Genomic DNA, 18,663 nt, shown 5'->3' on the forward strand with positions numbered 1-18,663 from the left:
TTATAGATAACTGATCCGGTATGAACGAAATGACGAACATCTATCAATCATCCCTTTTTGAATTTCAGCCAGTTTGCGATACTTTTTGGCGGTCCTTAAATTGTATATCGTAGATTTTTTGATATGTTCCGCCATTCTTGATCAGTTGTTCATGGGTTCCACGCTCAGCAATTGCCCCATTTTCAAGCACGAGAATTTCATCTGCGTGCTTAAGGGAAGAAATGCGGTGTGCGATGATAAAAGTCGTCCGTCCCTTCATGACTTCCAGGAGTGCTTGCTGGATCTTGAATTCAGTTTCCATATCTACTGCACTTGTGGCATCATCAAGGATCAAGATACTTGGATTGACACAAATCGCCCTGGCAATCGCGATTCTTTGCTTTTGGCCGCCAGACAGCCCCATTCCTCTTTCCCCAAGGATCGTATCATACCCATCCGGCAGTTCCATTATAAAACTATGTGCCTGCGCCCTTTTTGCGGCAGCAATGATTTCCTCCATCGTTGCCTCTGGATTGCCATAAGAGATATTGGCTTTAATCGAGGAAGAAAAAAGGAAGGACTCCTGGAGGACAATCCCTATGTTGCTGCGAAGTGAACGAATTGAATAATCCTTAATATCCAGGCCATCAATCAGGACTTGGCCAGCGACCGGCTCATAAAACCTAGTCATCAGCTGAGTAATGCTTGTTTTTCCAGAACCTGTCGACCCAATCAACCCAATTGTCTGGCCAGGACGTGCTTTAAAGGTAATATTATATAAAGCTTCATTTTCATCATCGCCATAACGGAGTGTTACATTATTGAACTCTACGTCTCCTGAGAGTTTTTCAACCTGAAGGGCCCCACGCTTCTCTTCAATCTCCTCATCAGCTTCAAGAATCTCCAATAATCGTTCCCCTGATGCTTTGGATTGGGAAAACAGATTCACAACGAAGCCGAGGTTCATGATTGGCCACATGATGTACCAAACGAGGCTGTAGAAAGCCACCAGCTCTCCCGGCAGCAAAGATTCATTCATGACCAGGAAGCCACCGTATCCTAAAAGCAGGACAACACTTAAATTCCCCAAAAACTCCATTAAAGGGAAATACTTCGCCCAGATTTCCGAAGTGAATAAATATTGATCTTTATAATTTCCATTTGAGGAATTGAATCTGCCAATCTCATAATCTTCACGAGAAAGAGATTTTACAGTGTTGATTCCGCTTATATTCTCCTGAACCTTGGTATTAAGTTTCCCAAACGACTTCCGGATCCCCCTGAACGCCGGATGGACTGCCCTGTCAAACTTATACACGACTACAGCAAGGAAAGGCAGTGTAGCGAGAGTCACAAAAGTCAATGAAATAGAATAATAGAACATAACGGTAAAACTAATACCAATTAAGAGGACAAAACGAATCAACTCCGAGAAGCCAAAGCTTAGGAAAAAGCGAAAGCCTTCCACATCTGCAGTAAGCCTTGACATTAAATCACCTGTCTTCGCATTGTCGTAATAACGGAAAGAAAGGAACTGAAGCCTTTCATAAAGCGAGTTTCTCAGCTTATAGACAGAATGAATGCCAAACAGATCTCCTGTATATTGATAAATGTAGGTACAGATACCTTTAACGACCATGGATCCCACAAAACCGGCAGCAAGAAGTGGAATCAGATCATACCGTCCTCCAATGACGGCTTCATCGATTGTAAGCTGCAGGATCATCGGATAAACCACGGTAATCGCTGTTACAATCAACATAAATAATATTGACCATATAAAGTAATTTTTAAAAGGCCAATAATATTCTTTTAATTTTTTGAATGTCTCCATTCATATCCCCCCCTTTGGAAAATTAGAGATTGTTAAGGCAATAATGGTTTGTTTCCTTCTTCGTACGTGTATGAAGGAATCGTACCCCCAACCTTGTAAAAATAGCAACGCGCAGAAAAAAATTGGAAAAGCTTAGCAAAAAAGAAAAGCACGTATACATTAATATATCGAGTTTCGAAATATTTTTCCAGTATTTTTTAGAATTTTTATATTTTTTTGTATATGGAAATTATCAGATTTTAACTGAAAAAGGCAGGCGAAATGGTGTTGGACTTTGGAATCAAAGGAATCAGAAGGCCTCGATAGGACAAGCTTGTGGTCATAACAGAGAAAAGTGTCCGTTAGGTGAGCTATATCGGACAAACTCGTTGTCTTTATGCAGAAAAATGTCCGTTAGAAGGGCTCTATCGGACAAACACGTGATCTTTATGCAGAAAAATGTCCGTTAGAATGGCTCTATCGGACAAAAACGTGGTCTTTATGCAGAAAAAGTGTCCGTTAGAAGGGCTCTATCGGACAAACTTGTGGTCTTTATGCAGAAAAATGTCCGTTAGAAGGGCTCTATCGGACAAACTCGTGGTCTTTATGCAGAATAGTGTCCGTTAGAAGGACTCTATCGGACAAACTCGTGGTCTTTATGCAGAAAAGTGTCCGTTAGAAGGGCTCTATCGGACAAACTCGTGGTCTTTATGCAGAAAAGTGTCCGTTAAACCCTCAAAAGGATTCATTCTTCCTTTTCCATTTCTTCGAGAACTCTGATCACACGCTTTTCAAGCATCTTTAAACCGCTTCCCCCAGCCTGAAAATGCCTTAACAAACCATTATGATCAAAAAGGTAGTAAGCTGGTACATATTGATTCTCAAACGCGTCCGTCAATATGTGGTCATGATCAATAAAAATGGGCTGGGACATGCTGTGTTCAGCTGCCACCTGTTTGATTTCTTTGATATTCATGTCTTTTTCTGACCTTGGCATATGGACAGCCACCACATTCAGATTATCTTTATATTGATCGCGCAGTTCATTAACCGATGGCATTGCTACCTTGCATAGATGACAGCTGATTGACCAAAAGTGAATCAGAGTCGGCTTTTCACCAACCAGCTGTTCTCTAGTAACCTCTCCATTGAGCCATTCAGCGGCCCCGTTTATTTCAGGCATAGGTTGACGCAATCTCATATTGAACACCTCTTTTTTGGAATGGCAATTACACTCTATCACTAAGCCAGATTGAAAAGTTCATAGGTTTATTTGCTTTTATACTCAATATACTCAGTCAGCAGGTCAATTGCTGTCTCGATGGCGTCCTCATCCGGGTCCAGTCTGGCATGATGAAGTCCATGGTCTGAATGAACACCAAGCCAAAACATAAAGCCAGGAATCTCTTTGAGCATATAACCAAAGTCTTCTCCAGTCATTGCCTCTTTGCATACAATCACGTCGATATTTTCCCTTTCCTCTGCAAAGGCGATAAAGTCACGTGCCAATTCTTCATTATTATAAACTTGATGATACATGGCACCATAGTCAATTGAAGTCTTGCATTGATAGCCTACTTCGATACCTTTTACGAGTGCTTCAATCCTTTCCTTCACTCTCGCCATGGATTCTACAGACAGTGTGCGGATCGTCCCTTCCAGCCTTGCTGTTTCAGCGATGATATTTTGTACCGTGCCTCCGGTGATTTTGCCGATTGTTACAACAGCACTGTCGAGTGGATCCACATTTCTAGAAACAATAGACTGAAGCTGGTTCACAAGAGCACAAGCGGCAACGACCATATCATTAGTCTGGTGAGGATAAGCCGCATGCCCACCCTTCCCCTCAAGGTCAATGAACAATTCGGAGGTGTTGGCGAAAAGCAGCCCTTCCCGTGTTGCAATCGTGCCGACAGGATACTCAGGAGCAATATGCAGGGCAATGACCATATCCGGCTTCCATTCCTGCATGATGTCCGTTTTAAGCATTGGCTCGGCACCACCCGGACCTTCCTCCGCAGGCTGGAAAATGAACAGTAAATGATCTTCAATCGGATGAGCAACGAAGTACGAAATCAACCCAAGGGCAATGGACATATGAAAATCATGACCGCATGCATGCATCTGCCCTTCATGAAGTGATTTGAATTCCAAGCCGGTTGCTTCTGTGATTGGAAGACCATCGATATCAGCTCTATAGCCAATCGTCTTCTTTGGATTCATTCCTTTGACCCTGACAAAAATCCCTGTCTTCCATGTCTTTATTTCCAAGCCGTCCTGAGGAAGACTGCTTAGATAGTCAAGGAGGTAAGCCTGAGTTTTGAACTCCTTGAAACCCAGCTCAGGAATTTGATGCAAATCTCTTCTAATTTTAACGAAAGTAGTAAAATCCATAGAGTTCTCTCCCCTTATAAAAGAAAGCGCGGACTACGATCCACGCTTTCATGCTTGCTATTAAAGCTGGCGAAGCTCCTGCTTGATTTCAGTTTTTGATTTCGTTTTCTCGTCGATTTCCTTGATGACACGTGCTGGTGTTCCGGCTACAACTGTGTATGGAGGAACATCGTCGATTACGATTGCGCCTGCAGCGACTACCGCACCCTTACCTACTGTGACACCCTCAAGAACAACAGCATTCGCTCCGATCACTACATCATCTTCAACAACAACAGGCTTTGCTGATGGCGGCTCGATAACTCCAGCAAGTACAGACCCTGCACCAATGTGGCAGTTCTTGCCGACTGTTGCACGTCCTCCTAGTACTACGTTCATGTCGATCATCGTACCTTCACCTACAACAGCACCAATATTAATGGATGCACCCATCATAATAACAGCATTGTCGCCGATTTCAACCTGGTCCCTGATGATTGCACCTGGCTCAATACGAGCCTTGATATTCTTCATGTCCAACAAAGGAATTGCCGAATTTCTTCGGTCATTTTCAATGACATAATCTTCAATTTTAGCCTGGTTTGCTTCGATTGCCGGATTGATTTCAGCCCACTCACCGAAAATAACGCCGGTGTTGCCTGTGATGAACGTCTGGGTATTGTCGCCAAAGTCGATTCCTTCAAGGTCACCTTTAATATATACCTTTACCGGAGTAGCTTTTTTGCTATTTTGAATAAACGAAATAATTTCATTAGCATCCATCATTTTCATATACTTTGCCTCCAAATTATGTATGTATTTGCCCCATTCCGCTAGCGTGCTGCTCTTTTATAGAATTAATCTGCTAAAGCAACAACACGGAAAACAGCCTATTCTAAAAATTACTTTAACAAACAAAAGTTTTTAAAACAAGAAAAACTATTTATCTGTTTTCTTGGTCTCAACAATATGTTCTTTGACGATATCAATGAAGGCCTGGACTTGCTTCAATCGGAAGGCCGATTCATATCCCAGAAGCCAGGTGTCCCTTCCTAAAGGTTCATTGTTTTCATCGCGAAGCGGGACTTTAAAGATGTCCTTTTCCGCCCCATTCAGTGTTATTGCCGGAAGAATTGCGTAACCGATTCCGTTGAAGGTCATCTGTTTACATGTTTCAATCTGATCAACAATGATTGTTCTTTTTGGTGCTGTCTGGAATTGCCTTAACCACCAATCCTGTATTTCCTGGTAGTAATTCGAATCACTTTTAAATTGGATAAACGGCCGGTCTGTATCCAATACTTGTTCAGGACTTGTTATTTCCGTATCGACTAAATACAGACTGTCCTTAAATAAGTGGATCTTGACACCTTTCCAGTCCGGTGTACCCCTTATAATCCCGATGTGCACCTGATCTTCGTATAGTGCCTTAGATATTTCACTGCTCCAGCCAGTCACAAGTGATATTTTTGCCTGAGGGTAGCGGTTTACGTATTTCTTCAAGACCTGTGGCAGCCAGTTTTGGCCAACGATAGATGCAACGGCTATTTTAAGGGTTCCATACACCTCTGAATTTAATGCATGAATGGATTCCCTTGCTTTTTCCTCCCTGGCAATGGTGTCGTTGACAAATTGGATGACGACCTCTCCCGCAGGCGTCAATGTCAGCCCTTTCTGGGAACGGAGAAATAGCTTGGTACCCCAATCTTTTTCGATCGATTGCAGTCTTTGGGACAAAGCGGGCTGTGATACAAATAATCTCTCCGCTGCCTTCCTCATATTCATTTCCTGCGCTAGTACAGACAACAGATGGAACTCCGAAATAGATGACATAACTCGACCTCTTAATAAGTATTTCTTATATTATTAATTACATTATAATAAAAAACTGCAGAAATCTGCAGTTTTTCGTTTTAAAGCTATTGCTGGAACTCCCCTTTTATTATTTTTGACCACTATGCAGGGGTGTTCCTTTTACTGATTTCATCACATTTCTTCTTTTTCGGGCATTGCAGGTGAACCTCTTCTAACATGTTAATCAAACTTCCTCTTTTTTAGGCAGGAATAAGATGAACAGCAAACTGACAATAGCAAAAATGAATACGACAATGTATACCGAATGAAGGGCGTTTGTCAGCGCATCCTGCAGGAGTGCTTTTAAGTCTGCCGGAAGCTTCATCCTCTCTGATTCATTGAGCAGGACATTCGCTGCATCTATCGAGAGATCCTGACTTGCTGCTCCATTGCTTTTCATGTAGCTCAAGATACTGCTGTTCAGAACTCCTCCGAGCAAGGCAGCTCCCACTGTATTGCCCAGGTTCCTCATGAACATATTGGCTGCTGTCGCGATCCCTCTTTGCTGCCAGGCAACAGTACTTTGGATGGATACAATGAATGCGGTACTGGTCAGCCCCATACCCACTCCGACGAAAAACGACCCAGCTGCTGCCCATAGAGGTCCAGCTTCAGGCGTCAGGGTAACAAACAGGATACTGCCGAGTATCAATGCGGCACCGCCAAATAAAGAAGTCTTGCGATAGCCGATACTCAATAGCAGGCGACCGCTGAGAGCCGAAGCAATCGGCCAACCTATTGACATGGCCGTCAGCGTAAAACCTGCAACAATCGGAGATTTTTCCATGACTCCCTGTACAAATGCAGGCAAAAAGCTGGAAATGCCAATAAGCATGACACCGGTTGTCAGAGAAGTCATATTGGCAATGAATATCGACCGTTCCCGCCAAATATTAAATGGCATCATCGGCTCTTCTGCCCTTCTCTCTTGAATTATAAAGAGAATCAAGGTCAGTACGCTCAAGCTGATCAGGCCGATTGTTTTTGGAGACGTCCATGCCCAATTCGCACCCGCTTCGACCAGGATAATCATTAGTGAGCTAATTGCCACAGTAAGAAAAACCGCACCAGGATAATCGATCTTATGCTTCTTTTTCTCAATATCTTCATGAAGGTAAAGCCAGAGTCCCGCTATTGCCAGGATTCCGAGCGGAACATTGATCCAGAAAACATATCTCCAGCTTGCATATTCCACCAGCAAGCCTCCAAGCGCCGGTCCCGATACAGCTGAAATGCCCCATACACTGGAGAGATAACCCTGTATCTTCGCCCTTTCTTCCCTGGAATAGATATCCCCAACAATGGTGGTGGCAATCGGCATGACTGCACCAGCCCCAAACCCCTGAATGAACCGGTATAGAATCAGCATTTCCATCGTTTCAGCCGTCCCGGATAAAATCGAACCAATCAAGAAGATGATAATACCAAATGTTAAAATTGGCTTCCTGCCAAATAAATCCGATAATTTGCCGTAGATAAGAACAGTAACAGCATTCATCAGCAAATAAGCAGAGAAAACCCAGCTATATAATGCAAAACCGCCCAGATCACCGACGATTGCGGGCATAGCTGTAGACACAATCGTTCCTTCAACAGCTCCCATGAACATGGCAAGCATGACTGTTGCCAGCACAAAAGAGCGTTTTGTTTCTTTCCTTTTTTGTTCAGCCTGTCCCATATACACACCTCTAAAAGAAAAGCGCAAGCGCCTTGCTCAGCCCCGACAAGCGACTCGAGCTGCTCAAAGCTGACGCTTATCGCAAGATACTCCAGGATGCCCTCTCAGGGATGAAAACTGGCTAGGCGCTGGAGCTAGACACTAATCAGAGTAATAAAGTTTATTCTTTCTTATACAGTAAAAAATTCAGCCCCCGAATCCGGGAGCTGCCTTATGATATTATTTCTTATTATACCTTTTTACTTGTTTGCTCAATTTCAGCAGGACAGTCCGCCTTGTCAGAATACCCTCAAATATACCAGAGTCATCTTCTATACAGAGGAAGGGGTGATCAACAAGAAGGTCCAGTGAGGATTTAAGCGTTGAGTGGATGTTGATTCTTGGTATTTTTGTATTCATGGCTTCTTCTACTCGCTTCCTCTCAAGCTGCTCAAACTCGATTCTTTGGAGGCCGAGAATTGAATCCATTATGATAGGTGTACTGATTAAACCCATTAGACGATAATGAGGATCAAGAACAGGAATCGCAGTATACCCGCTCTTCGTTAAAACAAGCAGTGCGTGCTCCAGACTATTGCCAACTTGAACATGGGCTACGCGTTCAGAAGGAATCATCAGGTCTTTAATTGACACTTCCAAAAACTCACCGCTGTAAAGACTAATCATGGCGAAAACTCCCTAAAATGGATTTCTTTCCATTACATTTTACCACATTATAAATGAGGGTGCTTTTATTTAGTTTACTTCCGGAAAACGAGATATTAAGCAAAATTCAAACAAAAAAGGACCACAGAAGGGTCCCATTGTTATTGATGATTACTGAATAAGATCAAAGATCTCAATTGTAATCATATCAATGTTGTCGAATTGATATTTCTTAGGCTTTTCCTTGTCATTGTATATTTCCAATTCGTATGTTTCAGTTTTTGGATGGTATGTAACCTGGCATTTACGCTCACCATTCACTTCAAAAAAGCGTTGAGCAGGTTCTCCTCCATTGGACTGCTCTTGCAGATTCTTTAAACGAGTGATTATTCCCTGAAGCTGTGACATTATGCTCCCTCTCCTTTCAAAACAAAAACCAATAACTTATAAATAGATTTTGCAATTGGCCTATTTATATCCATGTAAAATGATTTCAGAATTTTCTATACACAATTCTTTACATGTCAATATTAACAGAATAAAATAATGTCAGAAGATGTACAAGTAAAAGCTTTGAGAAAAGGAGTGATTTTTTGAAAAAACCAGTGCAGCTATCTGAAAATGTCTTTCTGATCGATGATTTTGATTTAAGTATGCCTGAACGGACAGGTACATACGTATTAACAGAAGATAAGGTCACGCTCATCGAAACATCCGCTAGCCCGTCCATTCCCTATATCCTTGAAGGCTTACAAACACTAGGAGTATCCCCTGGAGATATTTCATACATAATCGTGACACATATACACCTTGATCATGCTGGCGGAGCGGGGCTAATGTTACAGCACTGCCCGAATGCAAAAGTAATTGTACATCCCAAGGGTGCCAGGCATCTTGCTGATCCTTCAAGATTGATCATGGGTGCAAAAGCCGTATATGGCGACAAATTTTCACAACTTTTTGACCCAATCGTTGAAATACCGGAGGATCGCCTGATGATTAAAGGTGAAGGCGATACAGTAAAAATAAGCGATAAGCTTACACTGAAGTTTTTAGATACTCCTGGCCATGCCAACCACCATTTCAGTATCTATCATCCGCTCACAAACGGAATTTTCTCTGGTGACACTGCCGGTATTTTTTATCCGCAGCTTGACCGCGAAGGAATCGAGTTCTACCTGCCTACAACTTCACCTAACCAGTTTGATCCTGAAAAGATGGTCCAATCCATCAGCCGTTATAAGGACCTCAAAATAGAGCGAATTTATTTTGGACATTATGGCATGTCTGAAAATCCGGCTGAAGCTTTCAGGCAAGTGGAGAGTTGGCTTAAAGTTTTCATTGAAGAGGCAAAACATTCTGTATTGGAAGAAAAACATCCAGAAAAGCAAGTTGAGCAGATTACACAGAAACTTTATGATAAAATTAAAACTCACTTGACCCAGCGAGGGCTGACAGACAACCATCCAATATATGAACTGCTGTATCTGGATGTGAATGTCAGTGCCATGGGGCTGGTCCATTATTTGAACAAAACTACCGGGGGAACTAAATAAAATGAATGAGATCATTATATACACCCAGAACGACTGCCCTCCTTGCCAAATCATTAAGATGTTCCTGAGTGAATTCGGCTTCTCGTATACAGAGAAAAATATCTCCCTGAATGACCAGAGCAAGCTTGAACTGACGGAGATTTACAATTCCTATTCCACGCCAACCATCGTGATTGGAGAAGAAATCATCACAGGCTTTGATCTTGAAAAGTTGAAGCGAGTTTTGGATATCAAGGAGTAGCGTTGAGTTTAACAGAAAGATAAAAATAAAGCGTGAAATCTGATCAGATTTCACGCTTCGTTCTTTATAATAACCCGAAAAACAATGTCCTGTTTTCATTCCTGAAAATGACTCCCAACTCCATGAACGTCTTCAGCGTGGAGAAATTCGGTCCAAACACAGTTTCTCTGATCATTTCCTTGTTCTCAGTTTCAGGCTTTGAAGCTTGTTGCTGCTCCTTCGCTTTTTCCGGATAGGCTTTATTGATTACTTCCTGGGGAACTTCATCATATAAATATTGAGCTACCTTCCAGTCACCATCCTCAATAACCAGTTTCAATCCTTCATAATGGTCTTCATAGCCTACTGGTCCTTCAGTATTCCCAGGAAAAAACTCGACGACATAAATTTCATTCTTCATTTCAACCACTTTCGTCTTTTCTGAAAAAGCGTAAAACGGAATGTAATATGGGGCGAAATCTGTTCCATAAGTCTGGTATTCATTTTCCTGTCCAACTACATTCTCATCAATAAAACGAGACTTATAGTCTTCTGTAAAATAAGGATACAATACAGCTTCAATTTCTTCCATCGTCCTGGCCTTTTCACTTAAGGAAACCTGTGAATCAAAAGCCTTTCCGAGGAATACAAAAACGTCTTCCCTGCCATCCAAATCTGAGTCAGCAAACGCATTGGCCGGTACCAAAAATAATAAAGATGATATAAACAAAAATAATAGCTTTGACCGCTTGTCCATTTTTTCCCCACCTCCATGATGACTAGTAAATACAATTTTACCAACATTTACCCGGTATGATTATGAAATTCATTCGTAAAATAACCACAGCATCTGACACAAATACCTGTTTTACAATATCAATTTACCCTTAACTGACTCGAACTAACGCAAATGTTAAAAAATTTGTAGTATGATCAGGAGCTTTTCAAAAAAAAAATAACCCCCGTTTTGGAGGTTAATATCCGGTTCCTGTGGTCACCGTAAAATAAACGATGAACAACAGGGCTATGGAGATGACGATTATATAGGTTAAAAAAATCGGGTTTCGAATGTAAGCGTGCTCCTGTACAGCCCCTGGGACCTGAGAATCCAGGTTGCCTTGAGCTCTTTTCTGCCCCTTTCCAAAAGTCCAGGTATAGAAAAGGCCGGCAACCAGCACCCCTGCCCCCGCCAATAAAAGCATTGTCATATATATACTCATAAAAATCCCCCTTTATAGAAGGCTGTATATATAAATTGTACATATTTCAATTTACTATGCGCTTTTCTGTTTGTTAAAATAACCCTTCACGTTCATTAAGAAAAGATGCGCTTAAATCGACAAATAAGAATTCATCCCCATTCAAAGGCAATGAGAACGTCCGGATTACCTCCCCCGTTTCAATATCACTGTATCGATCTGACAGGATCCCCTTTTTCCCTGTTCTCATTCTAATAATGTTTTCAAGAAAATATGGTCGCCAGCTCCAGTTCTTATCCAGGTACTTTGGCTGCAGAATCCAATGCTCACCTGTTTTATAAAGGTTAGGTGACAGCTGGAAGCCGTCTTCGTCACATATATACATACGGAATGCGATGCCATCAAGGCTTTCTCCAATTGCCATCAGGAATTCACTAGGATTTTGCCCTTTTTTATTTCGGCTTATCAATTCCTGGAACTTCATGTTCAACTCGATTCGCAAATCAAAAAAAGAGTGAAGCCGTTTCTTCTCGGATAAGATAAACCCATGTATTTCTGCCTTTATTTTTTCCTTTAGAATATCTTTTGCTACTAAACTTCGCTGAGGTTTTCTTAGATAATATCCTTGATAAAACCTGCCTCCGTTCTTCCAGGCAAACTGCAGCTGATACGGCGTTTCAATGTTTTCAAACAAAAGTGTCGCGCCAATTTTGCGGGCAAGGATCGATAAAGAATGAAGGACATCCAGATAGGCAGGCCCTGCATTGTTTGATCTTAGCGAGGACATATCAATTTTTAGAATTTCTGGTTCAATGCCAGCTATTCGCTCAAAATATCTGCTTTCACTGCCGACTTGGGCCATCGCAATTTTTATTCCAAAGGATTTGTAATAATTGATTAGATGCTCAATATGGCTTTGTACATTACGATCAGATATTTCAAGCACTATGTGCTCAGGCCTCAACCCTTTATCATGGAATGAAAGGAGCAATTGCAAAAATCCCTCTCCATCATCCACCATCAATAATCCAGCATCCTTGTTGACAAACCATAAAAGGTCCTGGTCACCTGAGCGTGACGCTATTTCCATCGCTTTAGAAAAAACGACATTTTCCACTTCAATCCGGTACTCTTCAGGAATTGTATCATCCTGAAAAAAAGACCCGAGACTGATTTCCTCATTTCCGCTTATATACCGGCCTAAAACTTCATATCCAATGATTTTATGCTCCTCCGCATTAAAAATCGGCTGAAAAAAAGGGACGACATGTTCAAGGTCGGTTAAAATATCCAGAGCATCCAATTCAATCTGAAACCTCCCTAAAACCTGCAAAATTTTGTTGCGCTCCACAACGTTTTTAAAAGTTCTTACCACTAATTTGATATGAATAATTTTATCATATTATGAGTATTCCCTCAGTTACACTGTTTCCATTTTCCTCAAGTTATAAAATCATCGTGATAACCTAAAATAAATACAAGCTTATGGAAGGATGATGACATGAAAAAGTGGCATTTCATCGGCATTCTTCTTCCATTGCTTGGATGCAGCCACGGCTCGCCCGCCGAAAATGAAGCACAAATTCAACAAAACAACAATGAACCCATCATTATTGAAAGTCCTGAGCCAATTCAGGAAATGGCGGTCCCAAACCCTAAACAGAAGCAAGGCCAACACCCACAACGGAAAAGTAAGCCATTACTGAACGTACCCTTGATAAGGCAAAATCCAGAATTAAAATACGGTTGTGAAGTGACCAGTCTGGCGATGATGCTGAACTTTGCCGGAGCTGATACAAATAAAATGAGGCTTTTCGAGGAGATACAAAAAGATAATGATCCTCTGAAAAGATCTGCAAATGGAGATATTTTGAGTTGGGGAAACCCAGCTGAAGGTTTTGTTGGAGATATGACCGGTAAACACGCAGGATATGCGGTCTTCGATAAACCAATGATTGATTTGATCAATCGTTATTTACCAGGCAGGGCCGTCAATTTTACGGGCAAGGACTTCGAAACAGTACTTGACCATGTATCTGCTGGTTATCCAGCAGTTGTATGGACTACCGGCGATTATCTGCTGCCCGACCGCTGGGAATCCTGGACGCATGGCAATGAGGTCATCAAGACGCCACTAGACCTTCACGCGGTAGTCCTGGTCGGTTTCAATGAAACAACGGTCTACTTGAACGACCCTCTGTCTGGCCGAAGACAGGTGCCAGTAAACAAGACTCGATTTATACAAACATGGAAAGCGATGCAATCAAGAGCAGTCAGTTACCGATAAGTGATAGGATAAGGCTGGATGTTTATTCCGGCCTTGTCTTTTTATTCACCTCTATTCACAGGAACTTTTAAAGGCAATTCCTTCTAATTTTCTCTCCTCTTTTTCAGAAGCGACCTATGAAGCTTTGCAAGTGAATGGACGACTGTCCTTTTCTTATTGAACCCTTTTGCGCTTACACTTTCACCATTATAGACGGCTACTGCATTTCCCCATGTTCCTAAATGATTAAAACCGTACACAAAAACTTTTATATATCCATTTTTTGCTGGAATAAAAATCATTTCCATCTGGAGTTCATGATCACCCATCCACAACACCTCAATTCTGCTTTAGCTAAAAAGGGCTTGTCATATTTCCTTTCTCTTCCCTTATGTCGTGTCGTAAAAACACCCAAACTTCATGATTAGGGACCTTTCCCTAAAATGGCACTTCTATTTTCCATGTATGTTTGCTAGTATAGTAGAGAAAATCAGGGGATAGGTTGGTATTTTTCATGTCTGAACAAATCACTCGGAGGACTTTTATTAAAAGGGCAGTTGGAACCGTATTAACTGCTGCAGGACTCGGCACAGGGGGCTATTTCTATGCCCGTGAAGTCGAACCCCGCATGCTTGATATTACCCGTCATACTATTAAAAATGCGGCGCTGCCATCCGGGTTTGATGGAGTGAGGCTTATTCAGTTCAGTGATACCCATATTGGATTCCAGTATACGATGGAACAGCTGAAGCAGTTGATCACCCAAATCAATAAGCTGAACCCTGACCTGATCGTTTTTACAGGGGATTTACTAGATGACCCAAGACATTTTGGTGAAAAAACCAGGCTTATTTCCATATTGAGCCACTTGAATGCGCCTCTCGGAAAGTTTGCCGTATACGGAAACCATGACCATGGCGGCTACGGTTCAGATTTATATAAACAGATCATGGAACAATCAGGTTTCTCTTTATTACTGAACACCTCAGCTAATATCAAGCTACTTGATGGCAGTTCGATTTGGATAGCCGGAATCGATGATGCTATGCTCGGCAGGCCTGATTTGAACACGTGTATGGCCAACATACCAAACAACTCATATACCATCCTCTTATCCCATGCACCTGACAAAGCAGAAGAAGCTGCAGAACATCCCATACAATTGCAGCTGAGCGGTCACAGCCACGGAGGACAAATCCAGATCCCATTTTACGGCCCACTGGTCACACCGCCTTTTGCCGAAAAATATGTGGAGGGTTTTTATACTGCAGGCCGCAACAACAGTCTTACACTATACGTGAATCGCGGCCTTGGAACGACCAGGCTTCCTTTCAGGTTTTTATCACAGCCTGAACTTGCGATTTTCACCTTTAAAAGTGAAAAAACAAGCAGCTGATCAGCTGCTTGTTTTTGGTTTCAGAATGAACTTCTCCTCTGCTTCCTCCGCCCTTAATGGTCTGGCAAAAAAGAATCCCTGTGCTTTTTCGCAATCGGCATTTGTCAGGAAATCAACCTGGCTCTGCTCCTCGACCCCTTCCGCAATCACTTCCATGCCAAGACTGTTGCCAAGGTGGATGATCGTCGTAATGATTGCGGCATCCTTGCCGCTGTACTTTATATCCCTTATAAAACTTTGGTCAATTTTCAATACATCAATCGGGAACTGTTTCAAATAACTAAGCGAAGAATATCCTGTGCCAAAATCATCTACCGAGATTTTTATACCCAATTCCTTCAACCTTTTCAGGGTTGGGATCGTCTCTTTTGTATCCTGCATGGCACCCTCGGTAATTTCAATCTCCAAAAGCGATGGATCAATCTTATGCTTCTCAATCGAATTCTTGATGACCCGGACTAAATCTAGCTGCATGAATTGCTTGGGAGAAATATTGATAGCGATTCTGATTGGTTTCCCTGTTTTCTTCGTCCATTCCTTGATTTGTCGGCATGCCCTGTCAATAACCCAGTTGCCAATCGGGATGATCAATCCAGTGTCCTCTGCAAGCGGGATGAATTCGGCTGGTGAAATAAAGCCCAGCTCACTGTTGTTCCAGCGCAGCAATGCTTCAAAGCTGGATATCTCATTGGTAACTAAATTGATTTGGGGCTGATAATAGAGTTCAAGTTCGTTTCGTTCAATCGCTTTTCGCAAATGTGCTTCGAGCGTTATAACATTAACACCGGTTGACTGCATGTCCGAGCGATAAAATTGATAATGGGCCTTTCCTTTTTCTTTTACGCTATATAAGGCTTCATCAGCATATTTAATCAATGTTTCTGCATCTTTGCCATCATTCGGAAAAAGGCTGATACCAATACTTGGTGTGATATAATACTCCTGGGAATTGAAATAAAAAGATTCATTGAACCTGCATAATACTTTTTGCGCAAACTCCCCGGCACCATTCCTGCCTGTCTTTTCCAGGACAATGATGAATTCATCGCCTCCCTGTCTGTAAACAGTACAGTTTTCTTTTTGGATGTCAATCAACCGGTCTGCTACTTGCTTTAAAATCTGGTCACCAACAAGATGCCCAAGCGTATCATTTAAGTACTTGAAACGGTCTATGTCCAGAAACAGCAATGCAAATTCTGCTCTTTGCTTTTTTACATTTTTCACAAGACTATCCAGTTGATCCAAGAGCGCGCGCCTGTTGCGCAAACCTGTCAGCTGGTCATGGAATGCCATGTACTTAATAAGTTCGGTGCTTTTCGCCTGCTCAGAAAGATCTCGGATAATGATATACATACCCTTTATTTCAGAATGGATCACAATGGGGATCGTCTTCAAGTGAACCGTAAGGAAATTACCTTTTCGGTGCATGAACCGACAATCGAGCGATTCTTTAGCATTCCCTAATTTCGTATGTGATAAGACCTCGTTAAAAGTCGGCAAATCACTTTCACATATCAAGCCACTGATTTTTTTCGATTTAAGCTGTTTGACAGTATAGCCTGTCAATAATTGAGCAGCCGGGTTGACATCCAATATCTTCCCCTTCAAATCATTTGAAAAGACTGCATCCAGATTATGGTCAATGAGTGAGCGATACCGTTGCTCGCTATCAATCAATCTATTCTTTTCTTTGAAGTTTTCTGTCATATCCCTAGTGACTGCTACAACATATTGAACTTTCCCGTCAGCTGCCTTGATTGGGGTCAACAGGGTCTCGCCAAAAACCTGCTTGTCATTCTCCAAGTCTACCTCATCATGGAAAACAACTTCCACTCCCTCTTTCACTGCCTTTACATACTGTTTTTTCAAAGGGTTCAGATGATCTTGGGGTAAAACCTCGTCCATCGTCCTGCCGATATCATGTGCAGCCATCCCAGCATGGAGCAGTCCGTTCTCATTGGCAAATAAATAACGGAATTGATTACCCGGTTCGACCTTCATGATAAAAACAAGGTCCTTTACATGTTTAAAGATGATATCTGAAATCATCTGTTCTATTTTTGTCGAAGCAGTATTGCTTCTTAGTTTAGATTTTCTTGATTGCTTACTCTGATTCATCTAACCATCCTCATTCCAGAAGTACAATTGTACCTGGTACATGACTCCGAACTAGTGTTATTCCTATTTTACCTTTTCAAAAAAGGAAAAACGATACTATTTTTTTAATTTTTACAAGTTTCGCTAAAAAGCGACAATTAATGACCATAAGGAGCCCTCCTCAAAAAACCGGCATACACTGCATTAGAGGAGGAGATTTTATGTATCATATTGTTAAAAGAGGCGAGACGCTGGCAGTGATTGCCGCAAATTATCGCAGGCCGCTTCAACAAATCCTGGCAGCAAATCCTGGTATTACAATTCCTTCACTTATCTATCCTGGGCAGCGAATCGTAATTCCGGGACTTCCTGACCCAGCTACTATTCCTTACTCGATTTCGGTATCATTGGGCAGCAAAAGGCTTACACTTTTTCACTCCGGGAGGCTGATAAAATCCTATCCCGTTGGCATCGGGAAAATGCTGACGCAAACTCCTGTCGGCGAATTTGTGATTGTAAACAGAGAACCTGATCCCGGCGGCCCATACGGCTCAATGTGGCTGTCGTTATCAAAACTGGGTTATGGCATTCATGGGACAAATAATCCAGGATCAATTGGCAAGGCTGTTTCGAAGGGATGCATTCGTATGCATAACCAAGATGTGCTGGAGTTGGCCCGGCAAGTACCAAATGGAACTAGAGTAACTATCACACCATAATTCTCCATCGGAAGGCTTCTATTTCTCAATCAGCCAAATTAAGGGTATAATGATATTAGATAGTTTTTATACACAAATGCCGTAATAATGAAAGGAGCCTATCCCATTGAATAATGAAAGGAACAAGATCCCCTCACTCCGCCCAACGATCGAGAACCTCTCACAAGCAATCTTCACTGTTAACCGTCATGCCAAGACTGCTCCTAATCCGAAGTTTTTATATCAGTTAAAACATGATGCGATTAAAAAAATGCTTGCTGAAGGCAAAGCTAAAAAAACAGGACTCCATTTTTCAAACAATCCGAGAAACAGCCAGCAGCAATCAGACGTTTTGGTGGTTTGCGGTGAGTACACATTCCACATCCCGCCGTCTAAACAGGACTTCGAGCAGCTTCCCCACTTAGGAAAACTCGATCAGTCAGTGAGGAATCCAAGGGCCTCCATTTCATTGACCAGCGCGAAAAAGCTATTGTCATCCTACACAGGCCTGAAAGAGTCCAACGAAACCGCCGGAGCAGGCAAGACGAGGAAATATGCCAAACCTGTATTCAAAAAGCTTGGAGAACGGTATCCATAAAAGAAAGCTGGAAAATCAGCTTTCTTTTATGCTTTTCTATAAGCTGTTTTCGTAAGGCTGTTTTCGTAAAGATTGTTGTTAAAATCCTAAAGCCGATTTTAACGTATTATAAGGCCATTTTGCAGGTCGGTATTAAGTTTGCATGCTCTTTTCTCACAAAGGAGTCAATTTTTCGAAGAAAAATGGGTCATTTAATTTTATTTTGTAGTCAAAAGCAACAAAGTTTGAGAAAAGAGCCTTTCGTAAGATTGTTGTACGTGATAAAAAGCCATTTTGCAGTTCGAATTAAGT

At 41.9% G+C, this 18,663-nt stretch carries 19 protein-coding genes; 6 read left to right on the plus strand and 13 right to left on the minus strand.

Annotated elements, in window-relative coordinates; all coding sequences use genetic code 11:
* Window positions 1-64: 64 nt before the first annotated feature.
* The 8 genes from J7E37_RS05135 to J7E37_RS05170 all read right to left on the minus strand — a co-directional run bounded on the left by J7E37_RS05135 (window position 65) and on the right by J7E37_RS05170 (window position 8,750).
* Window positions 65-1,813 carry an ABC transporter ATP-binding protein gene (locus J7E37_RS05135; RefSeq protein WP_214777476.1) on the minus strand — a complete coding sequence of 583 codons (1,749 nt, stop codon included), beginning with the start codon at window positions 1,811-1,813 and terminating at the stop codon, window positions 65-67.
* A 724-nt stretch (window positions 1,814-2,537) separates the two neighbouring features.
* On the minus strand, window positions 2,538-2,993 hold the full coding sequence (locus J7E37_RS05140; RefSeq protein ID WP_215022791.1) for a TlpA family protein disulfide reductase: 456 nt from the start codon (window positions 2,991-2,993) through the stop codon (window positions 2,538-2,540).
* A 68-nt stretch (window positions 2,994-3,061) separates the two neighbouring features.
* Window positions 3,062-4,186: an N-acetyldiaminopimelate deacetylase gene (locus tag J7E37_RS05145; protein WP_215022793.1), complete on the minus strand. Its 1,125-nt coding sequence runs from the start codon at window positions 4,184-4,186 to the stop codon at window positions 3,062-3,064.
* 60 nt (window positions 4,187-4,246) lie between these two features.
* Window positions 4,247-4,957: a 2,3,4,5-tetrahydropyridine-2,6-dicarboxylate N-acetyltransferase gene (gene dapD / locus J7E37_RS05150; RefSeq protein WP_214777482.1), complete on the minus strand. Its 711-nt coding sequence runs from the start codon at window positions 4,955-4,957 to the stop codon at window positions 4,247-4,249.
* Between the two features lie 147 nt (window positions 4,958-5,104).
* Window positions 5,105-5,998, minus strand: a complete 894-nt coding sequence (locus J7E37_RS05155; protein ID WP_215022795.1) for a transcriptional regulator CcpC — start codon at window positions 5,996-5,998, stop codon at window positions 5,105-5,107.
* A 205-nt stretch (window positions 5,999-6,203) separates the two neighbouring features.
* A complete protein-coding gene (locus tag J7E37_RS05160; RefSeq protein ID WP_215022797.1) occupies window positions 6,204-7,697 on the minus strand; it encodes an MDR family MFS transporter in 1,494 nt (497 codons plus the stop codon).
* Window positions 7,698-7,916: 219 nt separating this feature from the next.
* Window positions 7,917-8,363, minus strand: a complete 447-nt coding sequence (cbpB, locus tag J7E37_RS05165) for a cyclic-di-AMP-binding protein CbpB (RefSeq protein ID WP_214741329.1) — start codon at window positions 8,361-8,363, stop codon at window positions 7,917-7,919.
* A 150-nt stretch (window positions 8,364-8,513) separates the two neighbouring features.
* A complete protein-coding gene (locus J7E37_RS05170; protein ID WP_023627836.1) occupies window positions 8,514-8,750 on the minus strand; it encodes a YkuJ family protein in 237 nt (78 codons plus the stop codon).
* 185 nt (window positions 8,751-8,935) lie between these two features.
* Between J7E37_RS05170 and J7E37_RS05175 the strand changes: the two genes are divergently transcribed.
* Both J7E37_RS05175 and J7E37_RS05180 read left to right on the plus strand, forming a co-directional pair.
* A complete protein-coding gene (locus J7E37_RS05175; RefSeq protein ID WP_214777488.1) occupies window positions 8,936-9,898 on the plus strand; it encodes an MBL fold metallo-hydrolase in 963 nt (320 codons plus the stop codon).
* Window position 9,899: 1 nt separating this feature from the next.
* Window positions 9,900-10,139, plus strand: coding sequence for a glutaredoxin family protein (locus tag J7E37_RS05180; RefSeq protein ID WP_215022799.1), 240 nt, complete (start codon window positions 9,900-9,902; stop codon window positions 10,137-10,139).
* 64 nt (window positions 10,140-10,203) lie between these two features.
* On the opposite strand, the gene J7E37_RS05185 is transcribed toward J7E37_RS05180, so the two are convergent.
* The 3 genes from J7E37_RS05185 to J7E37_RS05195 form a co-directional block, all read right to left on the minus strand.
* Window positions 10,204-10,875: a DUF3993 domain-containing protein gene (locus J7E37_RS05185; protein WP_215022801.1), complete on the minus strand. Its 672-nt coding sequence runs from the start codon at window positions 10,873-10,875 to the stop codon at window positions 10,204-10,206.
* Window positions 10,876-11,092: 217 nt separating this feature from the next.
* Window positions 11,093-11,338, minus strand: coding sequence for a hypothetical protein (locus J7E37_RS05190; protein ID WP_215022803.1), 246 nt, complete (start codon window positions 11,336-11,338; stop codon window positions 11,093-11,095).
* A gap of 73 nt (window positions 11,339-11,411) precedes the next feature.
* Entirely contained in the window at window positions 11,412-12,620 is a 1,209-nt protein-coding gene (locus J7E37_RS05195; RefSeq protein WP_215022805.1) for an EAL domain-containing protein, read from the minus strand.
* A 198-nt stretch (window positions 12,621-12,818) separates the two neighbouring features.
* Here J7E37_RS05195 and J7E37_RS05200 point away from each other — a divergent pair, with 198 nt between their 5' ends.
* A complete protein-coding gene (locus tag J7E37_RS05200) occupies window positions 12,819-13,604 on the plus strand; it encodes a C39 family peptidase (RefSeq protein ID WP_214777498.1) in 786 nt (261 codons plus the stop codon).
* An 83-nt stretch (window positions 13,605-13,687) separates the two neighbouring features.
* On the opposite strand, the gene J7E37_RS05205 is transcribed toward J7E37_RS05200, so the two are convergent.
* Window positions 13,688-13,912, minus strand: coding sequence for a hypothetical protein (locus J7E37_RS05205; RefSeq protein ID WP_214777500.1), 225 nt, complete (start codon window positions 13,910-13,912; stop codon window positions 13,688-13,690).
* Between the two features lie 185 nt (window positions 13,913-14,097).
* Between J7E37_RS05205 and J7E37_RS05210 the strand changes: the two genes are divergently transcribed.
* Window positions 14,098-14,979: a metallophosphoesterase gene (locus J7E37_RS05210; RefSeq protein ID WP_215022807.1), complete on the plus strand. Its 882-nt coding sequence runs from the start codon at window positions 14,098-14,100 to the stop codon at window positions 14,977-14,979.
* Here J7E37_RS05210 and J7E37_RS05215 read toward each other — a convergent pair whose 3' ends face one another.
* Window positions 14,980-17,097 (minus strand): sensor domain-containing protein, encoded by a 2,118-nt coding sequence (locus J7E37_RS05215; RefSeq protein ID WP_215022809.1) that lies wholly within the window; start codon window positions 17,095-17,097, stop codon window positions 14,980-14,982. It abuts the gene before it with no gap.
* Between the two features lie 200 nt (window positions 17,098-17,297).
* On the opposite strand from J7E37_RS05215, the gene J7E37_RS05220 reads away from it, so the two are divergent.
* Together J7E37_RS05220 and J7E37_RS05225 are read left to right on the plus strand one after the other, a co-directional pair.
* Entirely contained in the window at window positions 17,298-17,795 is a 498-nt protein-coding gene (locus tag J7E37_RS05220) for a L,D-transpeptidase family protein (RefSeq protein WP_214777506.1), read from the plus strand.
* A 106-nt stretch (window positions 17,796-17,901) separates the two neighbouring features.
* On the plus strand, window positions 17,902-18,372 hold the full coding sequence (locus J7E37_RS05225) for a YkyB family protein (protein WP_214777508.1): 471 nt from the start codon (window positions 17,902-17,904) through the stop codon (window positions 18,370-18,372).
* The last annotated feature ends 291 nt before the right edge of the window (window positions 18,373-18,663 follow it).

The organism is Bacillus sp. ISL-39 (assembly GCF_018613295.1).
In the GTDB taxonomy this organism is placed as follows: Bacteria; Bacillota; Bacilli; order Bacillales; family Cytobacillaceae; genus Mesobacillus.